General features: G+C 60.3%; 10 protein-coding genes and 1 pseudogene. 4 read left to right on the top strand and 7 right to left on the bottom strand.

The genetic code is table 11. The features are described 5' to 3' along the window. Positions 1-35 precede the first annotated feature (35 nt). Positions 36-2750, bottom strand: a complete 2715-nt coding sequence (locus tag X743_RS147535) for an ABC transporter ATP-binding protein (RefSeq protein WP_023767386.1) — start codon at positions 2748-2750, stop codon at positions 36-38. Positions 2751-3013: 263 nt separating this feature from the next. On the opposite strand from X743_RS147535, the gene X743_RS147540 reads away from it, so the two are divergent. Then, complete coding sequence (locus tag X743_RS147540; protein ID WP_051508587.1) at positions 3014-3700, top strand: class I SAM-dependent methyltransferase; 687 nt, start codon at positions 3014-3016, stop codon at positions 3698-3700. Here X743_RS147540 and X743_RS147545 read toward each other — a convergent pair. Genes X743_RS147545 through X743_RS147555 form a run of 3 tightly spaced genes read right to left on the bottom strand, consistent with a single transcriptional unit; the run spans position 3678 to position 7283 of the window. Then, on the bottom strand, positions 3678-4826 hold the full coding sequence (locus tag X743_RS147545; protein WP_023767384.1) for a glycosyltransferase family protein: 1149 nt from the start codon (positions 4824-4826) through the stop codon (positions 3678-3680). The two genes, X743_RS147540 and X743_RS147545, sit on opposite strands and share 23 nt — an antisense overlap. Beyond that, the gene (locus X743_RS147550) at positions 4823-6067 is read right to left on the bottom strand and encodes a glycosyltransferase (RefSeq protein ID WP_023767383.1); all 1245 of its coding nucleotides are present in this window, start codon (positions 6065-6067) and stop codon (positions 4823-4825) included. The genes X743_RS147545 and X743_RS147550 overlap by 4 nt, the downstream gene beginning before the upstream one ends. Position 6068: 1 nt before the next feature. Further along, positions 6069-7283, bottom strand: coding sequence for a glycosyltransferase family protein (locus tag X743_RS147555; protein WP_031258063.1), 1215 nt, complete (start codon positions 7281-7283; stop codon positions 6069-6071). Positions 7284-8386: 1103 nt separating this feature from the next. Between X743_RS147555 and X743_RS1000000174140 the strand changes: the two genes are divergently transcribed. From X743_RS1000000174140 to galE, 3 genes and pseudogenes are all read left to right on the top strand, one after another. Beyond that, entirely contained in the window at positions 8387-9439 is a 1053-nt protein-coding gene (locus tag X743_RS1000000174140) for a GDP-mannose 4,6-dehydratase (RefSeq protein WP_023767379.1), read from the top strand. Continuing rightward, positions 9339-9860: pseudogene (locus X743_RS147565) on the top strand (NAD-dependent epimerase/dehydratase family protein); the annotation flags it as partial. The gene X743_RS1000000174140 and the pseudogene X743_RS147565, both read left to right, overlap by 101 nt. A gap of 177 nt (positions 9861-10037) precedes the next feature. Beyond that, positions 10038-11012 (top strand): UDP-glucose 4-epimerase GalE, encoded by a 975-nt coding sequence (gene galE, locus X743_RS147570; protein ID WP_023767377.1) that lies wholly within the window; start codon positions 10038-10040, stop codon positions 11010-11012. Between the two features lie 159 nt (positions 11013-11171). Here the strand turns inward: galE and X743_RS147575 are convergent, their stop codons facing one another. From X743_RS147575 to X743_RS147585, 3 genes are read right to left on the bottom strand one after another with little or no spacing between them, the layout of a single operon-like run. After that, the gene (locus tag X743_RS147575; protein ID WP_023767376.1) at positions 11172-12992 is read right to left on the bottom strand and encodes an ABC transporter ATP-binding protein; all 1821 of its coding nucleotides are present in this window, start codon (positions 12990-12992) and stop codon (positions 11172-11174) included. Next, positions 12989-13978, bottom strand: coding sequence for a glycosyltransferase family 2 protein (locus X743_RS147580; RefSeq protein WP_023767375.1), 990 nt, complete (start codon positions 13976-13978; stop codon positions 12989-12991). The genes X743_RS147575 and X743_RS147580 overlap by 4 nt, the downstream gene beginning before the upstream one ends. Further along, positions 13975-16992 (bottom strand): trifunctional glycosyltransferase/class I SAM-dependent methyltransferase/polysaccharide deacetylase, encoded by a 3018-nt coding sequence (locus X743_RS147585; RefSeq protein WP_031258055.1) that lies wholly within the window; start codon positions 16990-16992, stop codon positions 13975-13977. Before X743_RS147585 ends, X743_RS147580 begins: the two co-directional genes overlap by 4 nt. Positions 16993-17092: the final 100 nt, after the last annotated feature.

Here is a 17092-nt window from a genome sequence, read left to right as displayed (position 1 = left end):
TGTCGCAAACCTTCCCACAATTCGCGTCCGCCAGACTATGACAGAAGTTCCTTGAAGATACCGTTTCCTGCCAAAAGTGTCTCGTGTGTTCCGTCTTCCACCAATTGACCCGCATCGAAGACGATAACGCGATCGAACATCGTCGCCATTGCCGGATTCGTCACCACCCATATAATGGCCGGCGAATGGTCGTCGCGTCTGGCTTCCTCAAGCACGTTTCGCAGCACCTTTTCCTGCACCCGCTGTTCCAGCGCCGACAGCGGCCGGTTGAGAATGAGAAAATCGGGACGCTTGAGCAAGGCGCGGGCAATATCGAGCTTCTGTCGCTGTCCGCCGGTCAGGCGCCTGCCGGCGGCGCCGACATTGAAATCGAGGCCGACATCCAGAAGCTCGGCATAAAGCCCCAACTCGTCGAGAATGTCATAGACGATGGAGCGTATGCGGTCAGGCGCGTCGGGATGATTGCTGCCCACACGCCCGAACAGGACATTGTCCATGACCGTGGCCGCGGCAATGTATTTGGCAGGATCGTAGCGTTCGATCGCGTCCTGCAGCTCGGCCGGCAGGTTTTCGTAGAACTGGTTGCGTGCAGCGACGATCTTGCCCATCAGCTCGTCGGTCAGCAGGCCGAAGCGATGCCGGGGCTCGATATAGGCAAAGCTTAACGTGACCATCATGGCGCGGTCGTTCTCCGAAACCGCATCGTAGGGACGATTCTTGAGCCGTTGCAGCAAGGTTTCGTAGGCGGGTATCTCCTCGGCGCTCATGAAGGCGAGCTGCTGGAAAAACTGGTGTTCGGGCGGTAGGTCGGCAAACAGCTCGATCGCCTGTTCGGCGATCTCCATGCCCATTTCGTAGAGGGTGCGGTCGAGGCCGGCTTGCTTCAGCACGGAAGCAAAATAGGGATTGGCCGCCAGTGCCTTGTGAGCCAGCTCGGGGCCGGCGGCGGCGCCGAAGAGCAGGTTCTGGCCGATCGTCGCTTCCTTGTTGTAGGCGCCCGGTTCGAAAGGAACCACCAGCGCGCTCAGCCCTTCTTCTTCCAGCCGTGCTCGCAGCGCCGCACGCAGTTCGACGATCCTTTCGGCAAGCTTGGTGTGGCGCGTGAGGTCGGCCGAAGAGCGCAAGCCAAGATCCAGAATGTCGCGCGACAGAAGAACCGCGTCGAGCACCCGGCGCACCGCTTCGAAGAGGTCGTGCGGGCCGGTAGCGCCGGCGGAGGCATAGTTGATCCAGTCGCTGCGGATATCGAGATCCGGATTGCCCGACCGGCGCGCCTCGTCGATGTTCCAACGGTGTTGGTCCGCCGCGGCGCCGTCATAAGTCACCGCTGTCAGCGGCGCATGCTTCAACCCGTAGAGCAGGTTGTCGCGGAGGCTTGCCTGAAACAGGAAAACATCCGACGAGGCATAGGACATGCGCCGGCCGGTTACGGCTTCGGGGAGATCAAGCAGGTCGTCGCTGCCCGAAGCGACCCTTCCGCTGTCCGGCCAGTTCAGCCGCGCGAAAGCTTCCGCAAGCGCCTCCGCTCCGCCTGTTGCGGTGCTGACCAGCGCCACCGTCTCGCCCGGCTTGACCTCGAGCGAGATGCGATTGAGGAGCATGGCGCCGCCATCGTCGGCTATGGACAGGCTGATCGCCGACAGCGGCTTGGTCATCGGAGCGGGATCGTCGATCGTCAATGCCCCGATATCAGGCGCGATGATATCCTCGACGGTGAATTGTTCAACGACCTGCTGATATTTGACCTGGACATCCTGCCGATCCTGATCCCAGTCGATCAGTTCCTTCATCGGTCCGGGCAGGTCCTTATAAGCGCCGATCACGGCCACGAGCTGGCCGACATCCAGCCGCCCCTGGATGACCAGATACCCACCGATCATGTAGAAGAGAAAGGGCGTGAGCTGCGCGAGAAAATTGTTGAGGAACTTTACCATGAATTTCCATTGGTAAAGATCGAAGCGGATTTTGAAGATGAGTCCGAGCCGCGCAGCTATGTCGGCGCGCTCGTAATTTGACGTGTCGTGGACGTGAACCGCGCCGATGCCGTCGACGATTTCGCCAACCCGGCCCGAAAGCGCGCGCGCCGTCAACTGCCGTTGACGCCCGAGCACGAGCAGCCGCCGCCGCATCCGTGGGATGAGCACGATCTGGATCGCCACGATCACGACCGCTATCATTCCGAGCCAGACGTTCTGGACCATGATGAACAGCATGGCCGTCAGCGCCTGGCCGCCGAGCAGCACCGGCTGCAGGAAGGCATCGCCGATGAAGCCGCCCAGCGGCTCCACCTCGTCCTTCACCATGGTCGCCACTTCGGCGGATTTCACCCGCTTGAAGTAAACCGGCGGAAACCGCAGCACACGATCGACCAGATCGAAGCGGATACGCCGCAGCATGCGTTCGCCGAGGCGGCCCTTGTAGGTATTGATGTAGAGTTTGAACAGGCCGTTGATGACGACCAGCAAGAGGAACACGATGCTGAGCGCGAGCAGCGTCGCCGTGCGGTCGAGCTGAAAACCGGAGAAGAACTGCACCTCGCCAATGAACGGCAGGTTGTAGTGCAGCCGCATGAAGGGCAGGGTCGCGCCCGGTTGCTCGAAGCCCTTGCCCTGGATCGGGCCGTTGACGATCAGCTTCGGCAGGTCGAACGACATGAAATACGGGATCATCGAAAGCACGACGATCATCAATATCCAGAGCTGCTGCTTCCTGGTGTGCGTCCAGATATAGCGGGCTAGGCTGGGTTCCATATGCGACTGTCAGTTTGAAGGATGCAGGATGTGAAGGCACCTGGCAAATGATGTATCGGCAACGTCTTCGCCGCCAACGACAAGCTCGAAGCTGCGAGCCAGGCGAATGGGCGCCGATGGTCCGGACAGATGCAATCGGCCTCCTTCGCCACCGGCCAATGGCGGAACGGCTTGCGGCACAGTTGCGTCCGCAAGTCGAACAGCCTTGCGTGAGGCAAGATTGCGTTGTGTCGCCCGAAATCCCAACATAGAAGATGAATATGATGGATGTCACGCAACCACGCAATGCCGGCCCACGCAATGCCAGCCTGGAAGGGCACGAGCAGGCCCTGGACCTCACACGGGGAATTGCCGCCTATGTCGACCACCCTCTCGTGGCCGGGCTCGCGCGCGTCATCGCCAAGCATCCGCAGGCCGATATCGCCAACGCCTTCAACCACAAGCAGGTCGCCTGCAAGATGTGGGCGCTTGACAAGCTGTTCGAAAGCGACGGCGGCCGGTTCGGGCGTATATGGGTTCTGGGTGGATGGTACGGCGTATTGCCGGCAATGCTTTTCAACGACGCCCGCTTCGACATAGCGGCGATCGACAGCATCGACATCGATCCCAAAGTCGCGGCGGTCGCCCTGACCCTCAATCGGGAGGCCGGTGACCGGTTCCGGGCGCTGACGGCAGATATGTACGCCCTCGACTATGCGGCCGGGCGGCCCGACCTGGTGGTCAATACGAGCTGCGAACACATAGCCGATCTCGGCGCCTGGCTTGCCCTGCTTCCGCGGGGTACGAACGTGCTGCTGCAATCGAACGATTATTTCAGCGAGCCGACGCACATCAACTGCGTGGCGTCACTTGCAGCCTTCGAAGCAATGGCGGCGCTGCGGGAGATCAGGTTCTCCGGCGAACTGCCGACAAAAAATTATACGCGCTTCATGCTGATCGGAGCTGTTTGAAGCGCTCGCGCAGGATTTGCGCCGAGCGACGGGCGCCTTCCAGGTCGAGACGATGCGCGACTGGCGGCGGTCCCGCAAGCGCCTGTTCAATCGCTTGCGCCAGATCTTCGGGCGTCAGGTCCTGTTCCATCAGCACCGTTGCAAGACCGAGTTCTTCGAGCATCAGGGCGCGACGCGTCTGTTCGGTTTCCCCGCCGGCTGCAAAGGGAACGAGCAGGGAGCGACACCCCGCGCGCAGGACATCGCAGACCGTGTTGTAACCCGCCTGCGAGACCGACAGGCGGGCGCCGGTCAGCAGGCTGGCGAAATCCTCGCGGAACCGGAAGATGGACAGGCCCGGCGTGGCATCGCGTGCGATCGCCTCAAAGTCCTCCTTCGGCAGGTTGGGGCCGGTGATCAAACACCATGTCCAGGCGTTGTCGGCATTGCGCGCCGCTGCGACAGTGGATCTGACAAGGCTCTTTCCGGCGGCCCCGCCGCCAACCGACACCAGAACGTCGAAATGCTCGCAGGCCGCTTGCGCCGGCGGCGCGGCAACGAGCCCGGTGTAGGCGACCTCGGCCCTGATGGCGCCGGCCAGTGGAAATGTCTTGTCGATGGTTGCGAAAGCCGGATCGCCATGGACCATGACAAGGTCGAAATGCCTGTTGACGAGATCGACCGTTTCCTCGTTTCGGCCAGGCTTGACGCGCTCCTGAAGGATGTCGCGGACAGACGTCGCCAAAAGCGGTCTGGGCGATGTCGCTTCGATGGCCTCGATCAGCGGCAAGAGTTCGAAACGCATCTGCCGGCGTCCAAAGGGAAAAGCCTCGATAATGACGATGTCGGGCCCGCAATCCCTGAAAGCCTGCAGCAGCATCTCTGAACGGCGTTTCTTGAAATCATCGTCGATGGGTTTGCCCTGCAGGTCGACAAGCCCGGAAAATCCTTCGTCGCCGGAGGTGACAGGTGGCAGGGTCACAGATTTAACACCCGGTCCGGGAAATCCCGCGATCGGCGCTCCGCCGGTCACGACGGTTACGTCAAACCCATCATCGACTAGCGCCGCCGCAATGCGGCTGGCGCGCGCGAGATGGCCGATGCCGAGCAGATGCTGGACATAGAAGAATGCGCAGAGCCGCTTCATTCGGCGGCCCGCCACTCCCGCTCGAACAGTTCCTTGAGCTGTCCAATGCCTGCCACATGATCGAATTTGCTTCGCACGCGCCGCTCCGCGGCGTCGCCGAGGCGGGCGCGCAACACGGGATCGCGGATCAGGCGCTCCAGCGCCTGTGCCAGGGCAATCGGGTTTTCCGAGGGAATAAGCAACCCGGTCTCATCCGACGACAAAAGCTCCGGCACGCCGGAAATATCGGTCGACACGCAGGCAAGCCGTTGGCTGGCCGCCTCCACCAGAACATTGGGCAGACCGTCCCGGTCGCCATCCGCGGTGATCCTGCAGGCCAAAGCGAAGATATCGGCGCTGCGGTAGTGCTCGAGCACCTCCTCCTGCGCCAACGCGCCTTTCCAGGAGACGCGGCCATCCAGTCCGAGCTTTTGCGCCAGCGCCTTGAGCCGTTTCAGTTCCTCGCCGCCGCCAATATGCTCGAAACGCCACGCCAGATCACCAGGCAAGAGGGCAAGAGCCTCCAGCAACGTATCGTAGCCTTTCTTTTCAACGGCGCGTCCGACACTCAGGATGATGACCGGTTCGGCCGGCGCCGAGCCGTCATGCTGTTTTCGCGCCTCGCCGAAACTGCCGAAACGATGAAGGTCGAGCCCATGATAGCTCAAATGCACGGACGAGCTGCCGTTGGCGAGTTTTGTCAGGCGGTCGAAGCCGGTTTTCGTGCAGGTGACTGTCCAACGGGCCGAGGAAAGTTTGCTAGCCAAATCCCAGTCCGGCGAAGTCCAGATATCCTTGGCATGGGCTGAGCAGCTCCAGGGTAGGCGACGAAGCTGGCTGGCGTAGCGCGTCACCGATGCCGGGGTGTGCACGAAATGCGCATGCAACCATCCTGCTTCTTCAGGCCATTCGGCCGCTAGCACGAGCGCTTGCCCGAAGCGGCGTGCGCGATTGCGAGAAAAGTCGCGGCGGATATCGGCGGCGAGCGATCCGAGCGCGCGCCAGAAACTCGGCCGCGGCAAATTGGCAAGCAGCGAGCGAAGCACGCGTAGCGGCTCGTCATGCAGGTATTCCGGCAGGTAGTGGACGGGCGCTTTGATCTCGTCATGCACGGGATGCCGTTTTGCGTCGGTGGGCCGCCTGAGTGCGACGAGTATCAACTCGAACCCCGCGCGTTCCAGACCGAGCAGTTCCTGCGCAATAAAAGTTTCCGACAGCCGCGGATAACCCTTCAGGACCACGACGATCTTGCGACGTTGCAAGTCAGTTGATTCCTTCAACGACCGAAAGGTGGTGGCCGGCCCGCCGGTCGAGCAATTCCGCGACAATCTCGGAAATATGAGGCAGCCCTTCCAGCGTCAGATGCGGATTACTTTGTGAGGGGCGGGACCGGTCCGGCAGCGACACCAGTGCATCGGCGAATCGCTGGGAGTCCTTGGCTTCTTCCGGCAAAAGCAGCTCGATGAGGCCGAGTTGGGATGCGCGCCGAGCGCGAATCAATTGTTCCTGCCGTGGCTCGATGCGCGGCACGATCAGCGCAGGCTTGTCGAAAGATAATATCTCGCAATAGGTGTTGTAACCGCCCATGGCCACGACCGCCTTGGCGCCGGCAATCAGGTCTTCCATGCGGTTGTCGAACTCGATCATCTTGATATAGGGGATCTTGGACCCCTTCTTGAGCAGCTTGTTGCGCTTGCGGGCCGGCATGTAAGGCCCAAGCACGATCAGCGCCCTGTGCTGAAGTTGCGGATCCTGCTGATAGGCGTCGAGGACGTCGTGAATCAATTCGGCACCGTCGCCGCCGCCACCGGTGGTCACCAGGATGTAGTCGCCCTCGGGCCGGTGGCCGGGCAACTCGTTCCGCTGCAGGCTCCGTTGCAGGAAACCGAGAAAACTCATCTTTGCCCTGACAGCCGGCGGCACATCCATGCCGGTCAGCGGATCGTAGAAATCCGGCGGGCCGTAGACCCAGACCTTGTCGTAGAACAGGCCAATCTTGCGCATCACATCCCTGCGCGCCCACTCTGCTTCGAGCAGGTGCGGCGCATCCATGACCTCGCGCAGGCCAAGCACCAGCGTTGTTCCACGCGTCTTGAGATAGGAAAGGGTATCCTCGATCTCACCGCGCAGGCCGAGCGGTTCCTTGTCGACGATGAAGATATCCGGCCGGAAGGTCTCGGCTGTGTGGCGGATGATCGACTGGCGCAGCCTCAGCGTCTCATGCAGATCGATATCCTTTTCCAGGGAGGTGTATTCGCCGTTGCGTAACTTGATGACGCTGGGGATCTTCACGAAGTCGACTCGGGCGCGGTAATCGAAGGCGCCAGCGATGGTCGCACCCGAAATGATAAGCACCTGAAGTCCGCGGAAATCCTCGACGAGCGAATGCGCGATAGTCCGGCAGCGCTGCAAGTGGCCAAGCCCGAACGTGTCGTGGCTGTACATGAGAATTCGAGCGTTTTCTGCGTGCTGGGTCATTGTTGAACGTCTCTTAGAATTCTCGCCTTAAGGACCGTGAGCGACGCGCCGGCTTCGAAACCACCGTAGCTTTGAGAAATAAGGTCGCCATTTTCAATATATTTTACTTCGGTGGAATGCCTGCCAGACAGGCATTCCGATCGTCTGAGTCGGAAACTTGATGGATTGGCGAATATCGCCTTGCGGGGGCCGAGACTCCTGATCGTCGTTTTGGGAGGGATCGAAGGGGAACGTGGTATCCAAAAGATCGGCAGAAATCATCCCTCTTGATTCCAAAAAGTTTCGGTGTCTCCGAAAACCATTGGGTCGGAGCGGTGCGGGTGAGTTCCGCTTTCCAGCCCGTGTAGCCAATCGTCCCACCGTTCATTGTTGTTGTGGAACTCATTTCGCGCGCCGTTGTCCTCGGTCTTGGGGGACCAAGGGTGCTGCCCAACAATCTGTTGATGGGCCGTCTGATTGTGGTTCACCGACCAGAACTGAGTCATCTGTCGCGCAAGCTAGCCGGAATTTCAGCAAGAATCGAGTGGATGTCAGCGCGGGCAACGCACCGCCCCGCAGGTGGGTGTGCAAGACCAGTTGCTTGTCGATCGTAATGGCCTCTAGTTATCTCGCAATGTTCGACCATGACCAGCCCAATTTACCACGACGCCGAGGGGGGGCCGCCAGCATTTGGAGGTCATTCGTTGGCCGCATGGTCCGTTTTGCCCCCATTGCTGCAATGCCAATCCGGGAGCGCATCACTACGCTTGCCCGCAAGTCTACTCGCCCGGTGTAGTGCACCGAAGGGCGCCTGCCATTCTCTGTCACTCGCGGAATCGCCGATAGCCGTGGACAGCTCATCTTTGGCCTGGAGGTTCGTCCTACAGCTAAGAGAGGAACCGGGATCCAACCTTGTTCGGTACCGGGGAGGACGCGTTTTGACAACAATGTCTTGTCGGTAATGAAAATTGAAAGCAGGTTACTGGCCAATCGGCCTAATCTGACAACATATTAGGTTTGGCTAAATTGTCTCTTGGAGGCCTCGAAAATGCAGCAGGCAAAACGAATCCTGGTGACCGGAGGCGCGGGTTTTCTGGGATCGNTGTCTCTTGGAGGCCTCGAAAATGCAGCAGGCAAAACGAATCCTGGTGACCGGAGGCGCGGGTTTTCTGGGATCGTTCTTGTGCGAACGATTGCTTGGAGAAGGCCACGAGGTTGCATGCGTCGACAATTTCTTCACCGGAAACCGAAAAAACGTCTCAAGTTTACTCGACAACAGATCCTTCGAGATCATCCGCCACGATGTGACGTTTCCGCTCTATGTGGAAGTTGATGAAATTTACAATCTTGCCTGCCCAGCGAGCCCCATTCACTATCAGTTCGATCCGGTCCAGACGACCAAAACCAGCGTTCACGGCGCGATCAACATGCTGGGGCTCGCAAAGCGGGTTCGCGCCAAGATCCTTCAGGCGTCCACGTCGGAAGTTTACGGCGACCCTGAAATTCACCCGCAGACCNTGGGATCGTTCTTGTGCGAACGATTGCTTGGAGAAGGCCACGAGGTTGCATGCGTCGACAATTTCTTCACCGGAAGCCGAAAAAACGTCTCGAGTTTACTCGACAACAGATCCTTCGAGATCATCCGCCACGACGTGACGTTTCCGCTCTACGTGGAAGTTGATGAAATTTACAATCTTGCCTGCCCCGCGAGCCCCATTCACTATCAGTTCGATCCGGTCCAGACGACCAAAACCAGCGTTCACGGCGCGATCAACATGCTGGGGCTCGCCAAGCGGGTTCGCGCCAAGATCCTTCAGGCGTCCACGTCGGAAGTTTACGGCGACCCTGAAATTCACCCGCAGACCGAGGATTATTGGGGCAGGGTAAACCCAATAGGACCGCGTGCTTGCTACGACGAAGGCAAGCGATGTGCCGAAACCCTGTTTTTCGACTATTGGCGACAGCACAAGCTGCGGATCAAGGTAGCGCGCATCTTCAACACATATGGCCCGAGGATGCGTCCTGACGACGGCCGCGTCATCTCCAACTTCATCGTGCAGGCCCTGCAGAATGANGCGATGTGCCGAAACCCTGTTTTTCGACTATTGGCGACAGCACAAGCTGCGGATCAAGGTAGCGCGCATCTTCAATACATATGGCCCGAGGATGCGTCCTGACGACGGCCGCGTCATCTCCAACTTCATCGTGCAGGCCCTGCAGAATGAGCCGATAACAGTGTACGGCACCGGCCAGCAGACACGGTCATTTTGCTATGTCGACGACCTCATCGACGGTCTGGTTCGCATGATGCAAACGGATGACGGCGTTACCGGTCCGATCAATCTGGGCAATCCAGTCGAATTCACGATGCTCGAGCTCGCCAATCTTGTGATCGAACTTACCGGAAGCCGGTCGAGGATCATTTTTTTGCCTTTGCCCATCGACGACCCAAGGCAGCGACAGCCCGATATCGGAACTGCCTTGCGTGAGCTCAATTGGGAGCCAAGAACCCCGTTGCGAGACGGCCTTGTCAAGACCATTGCCTATTTCGAAGGCTTGGTTTCGTCGGGGTATCTACGACCCGCCGCTGCCGAATGAAGACCGTCCTGGTCACCGGCGGGGCCCGGCTATATCGGATAATTTCGGCGGTGCCATCACTCGAGCCGTCATTGACGACAATCGCCTCCCAATCGGCAATGTCCTGACCGANGTCAAGACCATTGCCTATTTCGAAGGCTTGGTTTCGTCGGGGTATCTACGACCCGCCGCTGCCGAATGAAGACCGTCCTGGTCACCGGCGGGGCCGGCTATATCGGATCACACTGTTGCAAGGCATTCGCCGAATCGGGCTGGTCGGTCATCACGTATGACAATCTGTCGCGCGGTTGGCGCGACGCGGTCAAATGGGGCCCGATTGTCGAGGGCGACATTTCCGACGCCGAGGCCGTGTCGGCGACTCTACGACAATATCGGCCTGATGTGGTGGCGCACTTCGCCGCCTATGCCTATGTGGGCGAGTCTGTCGAGCACCCGGGACTCTATTATCGAAACAACAGTTTCGGATCGCTGGTCTTGCTTGAGGAAATGTTGAAGGCCGACGTCAGAAAGCTGATCTTTTCCAGCACGTGCGCGTCTTATGGCGTTCCGGTTCACTCTCCGATTGACGAAACACATCCGCAGTCGCCCATCAACCCGTATGGATGGTCGAAATTCATCATAGAACGGATGGTGGATAATCTTTCGTATGCTCATGGCCTCGACGCGGTCGTGCTCCGGTATTTCAACGCGGCTGGATGCGATGCCGATGGCGAGGTCGGTGAGCGGCATGAACCGGAAACACATGTCATACCGCTCGCAATCGAGGCGGCGGTCAGGCGGGACCGGATTTTTACCGTCAACGGCATCGACTTCGATACCCGCGACGGGACCGCAGTACGCGACTATGTCCATGTCACCGATCTCGCGCGTGCTCACGTGCTGGCGGGGGAGAAACTGCTTCGCGACAAGGGTGTCCACGTCTACAATCTCGGGACTGGAACTGGAACGTCGGTGAAGGAACTGGCCGATGCGGTGAGCCGGGCATCGGGATCGCGCCTTCCTGTGGTTTACGGTCCGCGCAGGGCAGGTGACCCTCCAGCGCTCGTAGCCGCGGCCGGCAAGGCGCACCGGGAACTCGGCTGGGCGCCTGAGCAATCCGGAATAGACAGGATCGTCGAGACGGCGCTGGCCTGGTACCGCAGGCAATTGTGACGGGCCCGCCACCCCGCCGCCTGTCCTACCGGCGTCGAGAGAGCACCTACCGCGCCGCCCGAAAGCTTTCAGTTCGCTGCCCGCGCCGGACCGAGTCGGTGGTGGGGCTAGATTAATCACGTTTTCAGCGTTAGGGCCGACTGACGAAGTAGAGCAGCGTCAGCGTCCTTTATCCTCAGCATCAGAGTCACGCACGATTTCGTGCTGGCGACGTTGGTATTGAGGAACAACGAGGGAGGCAGGTCCTTGGCTGTTGACCCTGCCGTTCTCTATCCAAATGACATTGGCCGCATCACGCGCCGTTTCTACGCGGTGCGTGATCAGCAAAGTTGTCCTTTTGCCAAGCTGCCTGTCAATCGCGCGCCGCACCTGGTCCTCGAGCGCGGTATCGAGCGCGTTCGTGGCCTCATCCAGGATCAGGAAGTCCGGATTGCGCAATACAGCGCGTGCCAGGCCAATGCGCTGTCGCTGTCCGCCGGAAAATCGCAGCCCCTCTTGCCCGATCCAGGTATCGTATTGCTCAGGAAGGTCCTCGACGAATGACGCGACGCCGGCACTGCGGGCAGCGACAATGATCTCTTCTTCGGCCGCATCGGCTCTGGCCATCCGGATATTGTCTGTCACCGTGCCCTCGACGAGGTCGACGTCCTGACCCGTTACTGCGATCTTGGACAACCAGTCGTCCCGCCTGATGTCTTGGAGCCGGGTGCCGTCAATCTTGATGTCGCCGGAGGTCGGTTCGTACAGCCGTAGGAGGAGGTTCACGATCGTCGTCTTGCCAGCGCCACTTGCGCCGATCAGCGCGGTGGTTTCTCCGGCTGGAATTTCGAACGACAGGTCAGTCAGGACCGGCGTATTTTGATCATATCCAAAGCTTACGTGCTCGAAGACGATACTCGCGTTCAAATTTTCGAGCGCGATGGTCCCCCGCGATGGATATTCCTTGTCCTCGGACTGGACCATCTCCAGGACTGAGCGCAGTTGCGGCTGCAACTGCGCCAGAAATAGCAGATTGCTCTCGAACTCCTGCGTATGCGGCTGCAGCCGATAAAGCAGCGCGACGGCGGCCAGCGTCACCTCGAAGCTGATGTGCCACCACCCGGAGACCAGGACGATAGCCCCCAACATTCCCAGATAGCCGATCTCGGTTGTTGGGCCGATCCAAGACGAAAGGCGAATCATGGACAGCGATGCCTTGCGCGCGGCCGCCGACGATTGCACGAAGCGGCGCTGATGAAGCGCCTCCTGTCCATAGGCCCGGATGGTGCGCAACGCCTGGAGCGTCATAAGCATGTGTTCGCCGAGCGATTGATGGATCTTCTTCACCTGACGGCCTAGATCCCGCGCAGGTCGCGAAAAGATGCGCAAGATCGCCGAAATCGCGATTGAGCCAATGGCAGCGATCACCAGGATCTTCCAGGAGATCGTGAAGAGAAAGACGGCGAACACGAAGATAGAGCAGCTGTTGATGATGAGTCGGGTCACCGCACCATAGGCTTGCGCCACGAGCCACGACTCGGTCCCGAGCACCTCCATGAGCTGCGATTGTTCGTGCCGTTGGATGTGTCCGAAGGCGACCCTGAGATATTGTTCGTGGACGAGGTTGCGCACCCGTTCGCTGATTCGTTCGCCGATGCTGGAACTTATCAACGAATATAGCAGCGCCAATGCTCCACGCGCGAGAATGAGCAGGAGGATCGCGAAGGCGAGCCGGGTAGGACTACCGAACCAGGAGATTGCCAGACCCAGCGCTCGGCCCTGAAGGCCATTTCCAGTTTCTGTGATCCGGTCGGACACCAAATAGAGGAACAGCAGGATCAGGGTGATGCCGAGCGTCTCGGCCAGGGATGACAGAAAGCCAAGCGCAAGCAGCGCGGGCGTCGCCCACCGCGGCTTGCCGACGATGCGAAGCAGGTGCGAAAGATCGCGCAACGAAGCGCGGACCGCACCGCGGCGAATGGCGCCGTTCGCATCGCTCATTTCAGTTCCCCGGTCGGGAAGCGTACGATCGCCTGCGGTCGGACAGGCGGGCGACCGCGCACCAGCTTTGTCGCGGCGCGCTTGGCCAAATGCGCCCCGATCCAGGGCAAATCCACGGCGATTATCCGAATGGCGATCACGGGATGACGGCGAAGCAGCAGTGACAGGATCGGGAGCACATAGCGCGGGTGCCTCTGGCGCAAGGTCCGCTCCAGGAGCCACGCCGAATAGAAATGCAGGCCCTCACGCAGCTTAGATGCCGCTTCCGGATGGCGGCCGAGCATCTCGTCCACCACCAGTATCCAGGACCGCAGCATGCGAGTCATGTTGCTCGACATATTTCCCGGCAGATAGCGATATCCCACCAGCGGCTCTTCGACGACTTCGAAGTGGTATCTTTCGGCGACGCGACAGTAGAAGAGGATATCTTCACAACCTTGCGCGCCGGCCTCACGCAGTCCGCCTTCGAAACCGTTGGCGTCGATCAGCGCCTGCCGATGTACCAAGGCGGCGCTGCCGTTGCCAACGAAATTGCCGTGGAAAAGGCGCTCAAGCACATCGCCCCGCCAGTTTGGCCGATGCCGATCATCCATTACCGCTCCCTGCGCATCGATGACCAGATACCAGCAGTAGACAAGCCCCACTTTCTCGTCCGCTCGATCGAACGCGGCCAGTTGCCGTTCTATCTTGGTCGGCGCCCAGAGATCGTCGGCATCGACGAACGCAATCAGATCGGATCGCGCCGCTTGCCAACCCGTGTTGCGTGCAGCGGCCACGCCGGCATTTTCCTGCTCGATCAGCCGGACACGCGGATCGGTCTCCGTGTGACGTCGGGCTATGGTGACAGTCTGGTCGCGCGAACCATCGTCGACGACAATAATCTCGAGCGCGCGGTGAGTCTGCGAGCGAACGCTGCGGAGCGTCTCCTCGATTGTATCTTGCGCGTTGTGAGCGGGGATAATGACACTGACGAGTTCGCCGTTCATTCGAGCACGGCCTCTAGCATGGCAACAAAGTCATCGAGCGAACGATCCCCGCGCATCTCGATGCGGGGAAGGTCGATCAGATCGCAATCGAGATCCGCCGGCCCAGATCTGGCGCCGAACCCGATTCGATAGCCGCATTCCTTCGCCAGCCGGCCAAGCCGTCGGTCGGTGACAGAGAAGGGCGCCGCGAACGCCGTCGTTGGCCGCCCAGTCCAGCGCTCGATGAACATGCGCGAGCGCAGCAGCTCGGCGGCCAGCTCGGAGCTCGAAAGACCGTCGATTGCGCGATGCGTCGCCAGATGGCTTCCGAAGAATGCACCTTCGGCTGCAAGGCGCCCCACCGTCCAGGCGTCCATGAGCGGTGTCGGCGGACCGCTGTCTGCATCCCACAGCGCGTTTTCACCCACTAGGTCCGTCACAAGGAACACTTCCGCGGTAAAGTCGTTCGCGCGCAGGGTTGGCCAGGCATGGTCTGCAAAGTTCTGAAAGCCGTCATCGAACGTTATGAGCACCGGGCGGCCCACGAAAGGGTGACGGTTGGCGATAAACCATCCCAGCTGTTCCGACACGATCGCGTGAAAGCCATTAGCGCGCAGCCATGCCATCTGGCTGTCGAACGCGGCGGGCGTGAAGCGATAGCGGGCAAGAGCGGCCGGACCATCATCGCAGACGCTGTGATACATCAGAACGGGGATGCGCTGCCGCCGCTCGTTGCGCGCCACATAGCTGCGCCGCGCCCGCGCCCCACCCCAGACGACGTTTCGCGCGACCTCGATTTCGACGGGCGCCAGGATCGAGACATGATCGACCGTCGGTTCCGCCGCCAGCTCTTCCGGGGACAAACGGCGGAACCGGTCGATGCGATAGAGTTCCGTCTGGATCGATCGCTCAAGGACGAGGCCTTCGGTCGCTGCCAGCGTCTGCGAGATTACTTGCGCACCGAATTTGTTATCCCAATCGAAGCCTGTCCGTTCCATATTATCACCAAGCACGAATGCGTGCGCGCTGATGAAACTGCCGCCGGGCGCCAACGCGTCGACGAGTTTTGTGGCGAAGCGCCGCAACGCGTCCAGATCATCCAGGTAATAGAGCACTTCCGAGCAGACGATCAGATCCATCTCACCTGGCAGGGTATCCGCGCTCAAATCCAGTACCCTGAATTCGACATTCAGCTGGTCCCTGCATCGTGCGCGCGCTCGCGCGATGGCAACGGCGGAGATGTCCGTTGCAGTCAAATGGCCCACTCGGGGCGCCAGTTGCCGCGTGAAATGGCCCTCCGCGCACGCCAGCTCAAGTGCCCGTCCTATCGGACCGGCCGGCAGAATTTCGAGCTGCCGCTCATATTTTTCTTGCTCATAGGGCGAACCGTAGTTCCAAGGATCCGCAGTCATGAAAAAGTGATCCCAGAATGACGCGCGATCACCGTCGCGCCTTCCCTCAACCTGTGCAGGACGCGGCGGTGCGGAAGGTTCTGCCGCTTCGGTGTTTGGCCGCGCCAGCCGTTGCGCTGCCGTTGTCAACTGTGCAAGTCTGCCGTAGTGACTGTCCCGATCAGACCGGCGTCCGGCCATTCGCAGCAACGTCTGTGCCGTGAGCACGTTTGTTTTGTCGGCCCCGGCGCCCCGTTGCAGGGTCGGCACAGGCGATCGGCTCGCAACCCGCGCGGCACCCTTCCACAAACGGAATGCCATGCGCTTAAACCCGGAGAGGTCGCGTGTGAGCTCTTGAGGAGGCATGACATCTAGGATCAATTCAATCCAGTGTCGCTTTGTCACTGTCCCGAGTGCACCGAACTGAACCAGGGCCGCGATCTGGCTATCCACCATTAGGTAGGCATAGATTTGATCGATCCCTTCCGGCAGTTTGGTCGAGGTCGGATTTCGAGCATCGACGCGAATCCCAAGTGTCCGCGCCAGCCTGCGAGGAGCGGCAAGGTCGTCGAAGTCGAGAAGCATTTGCTCGAGATGATATTGCACGCGACGACCCGCAACCGGATCGCTCCAGATATAGCTGAGTTGATCGACCAAATCGGTGAGGGGGCCGCCGAACCTGTCCCATCTGGCAGCCAATTGCTGCGGCGTCGACAGACTTCCTACCATCAAGCCGTCGAAGACCACCTTGGCGATCTCCGGCGCCCATTCATATCTGGCCGGGAGAGCGCGTAGGATGTGGGGGTGGATTGGGCCGCCGCCGTTGCCGCAATCCGATGCGGCGTTCCACAACGCGAACCACGCGAGTGCTTCGGAAGCGGCGCGCCCGTCCGCCGAATTCGCTCCGTTGGCGTGCGCGGACGCCGGGCGTTTCACCCGGGGGTCGGCAGAAAAGCCTCGGGCGATCACGATTTCGGCGTCCGCCAGCATCTGCGTCGAATTGCGCGTGAGCGAGTTGGGGCTGGCTCGATAGAAGGCCAGCGGCTTGTCAACCATCACCCAACGGTTTCCGAGACGTGCGACGCGCTGCCACAAATCCCAGTCCTCACACGTGCGCAGCGACACATCGAAGCCGCCTAACTCGACGACTGTCGCCCGGTCAATCAGCAGCGCGTGAGTACGGATGGCACAACGTCGCGCGAATGTCTCGAATGGTTGGATCGCAACCTCCGGGGCGATGCTCGGTGGGGTGAGTTCGCCATCGGGCATCACTCGCCGAGAACCGCAATACGCAGCCACAGAACCGGGCTCGGCTTCCAGTGCGGTCAGCATTTTCGCGAGAAAGCTGGCGTCCACCCAATCGTCGGCATCCAGGAACATTAGCCAGCGTCCCCGCGCTGACGAAATCCCCTTATTGCGCGCGCCGGCGGCGCTATGTGCCGAAGAGTTCAGCGTCCGAAATCGGGCATCGCGCCCAACGTGACCGGCGATAATTTCGGCGGTGCCATCACTCGAGCCGTCATTGACGACAATCGCCTCCCAATCGGCAATGTCCTGACCGAGGAGACAGTCGAGTGCTTGTGCGAGCGTCAGTTGCGCGTTGCGCGCGGGCACCACGATTGAAACCAAGGGATTGTCCGCCACGTCTCCCTACCCGCGCTTGGTTCGGAGGTAGAACAGGATTCCTGAAGCATAGCCGGCGATTTCATGCCAAAGGAACCGATCCTCGGGAATCCTGCGTCCA

Source organism: Mesorhizobium sp. LNHC232B00 (genome assembly GCF_000502435.1).
Lineage (GTDB): Bacteria > Pseudomonadota > Alphaproteobacteria > Rhizobiales > Rhizobiaceae > Mesorhizobium > Mesorhizobium opportunistum.
Note: the sequence above shows the minus strand (reverse complement) of the source record. Positions and strands in the feature narration are given on the sequence as shown.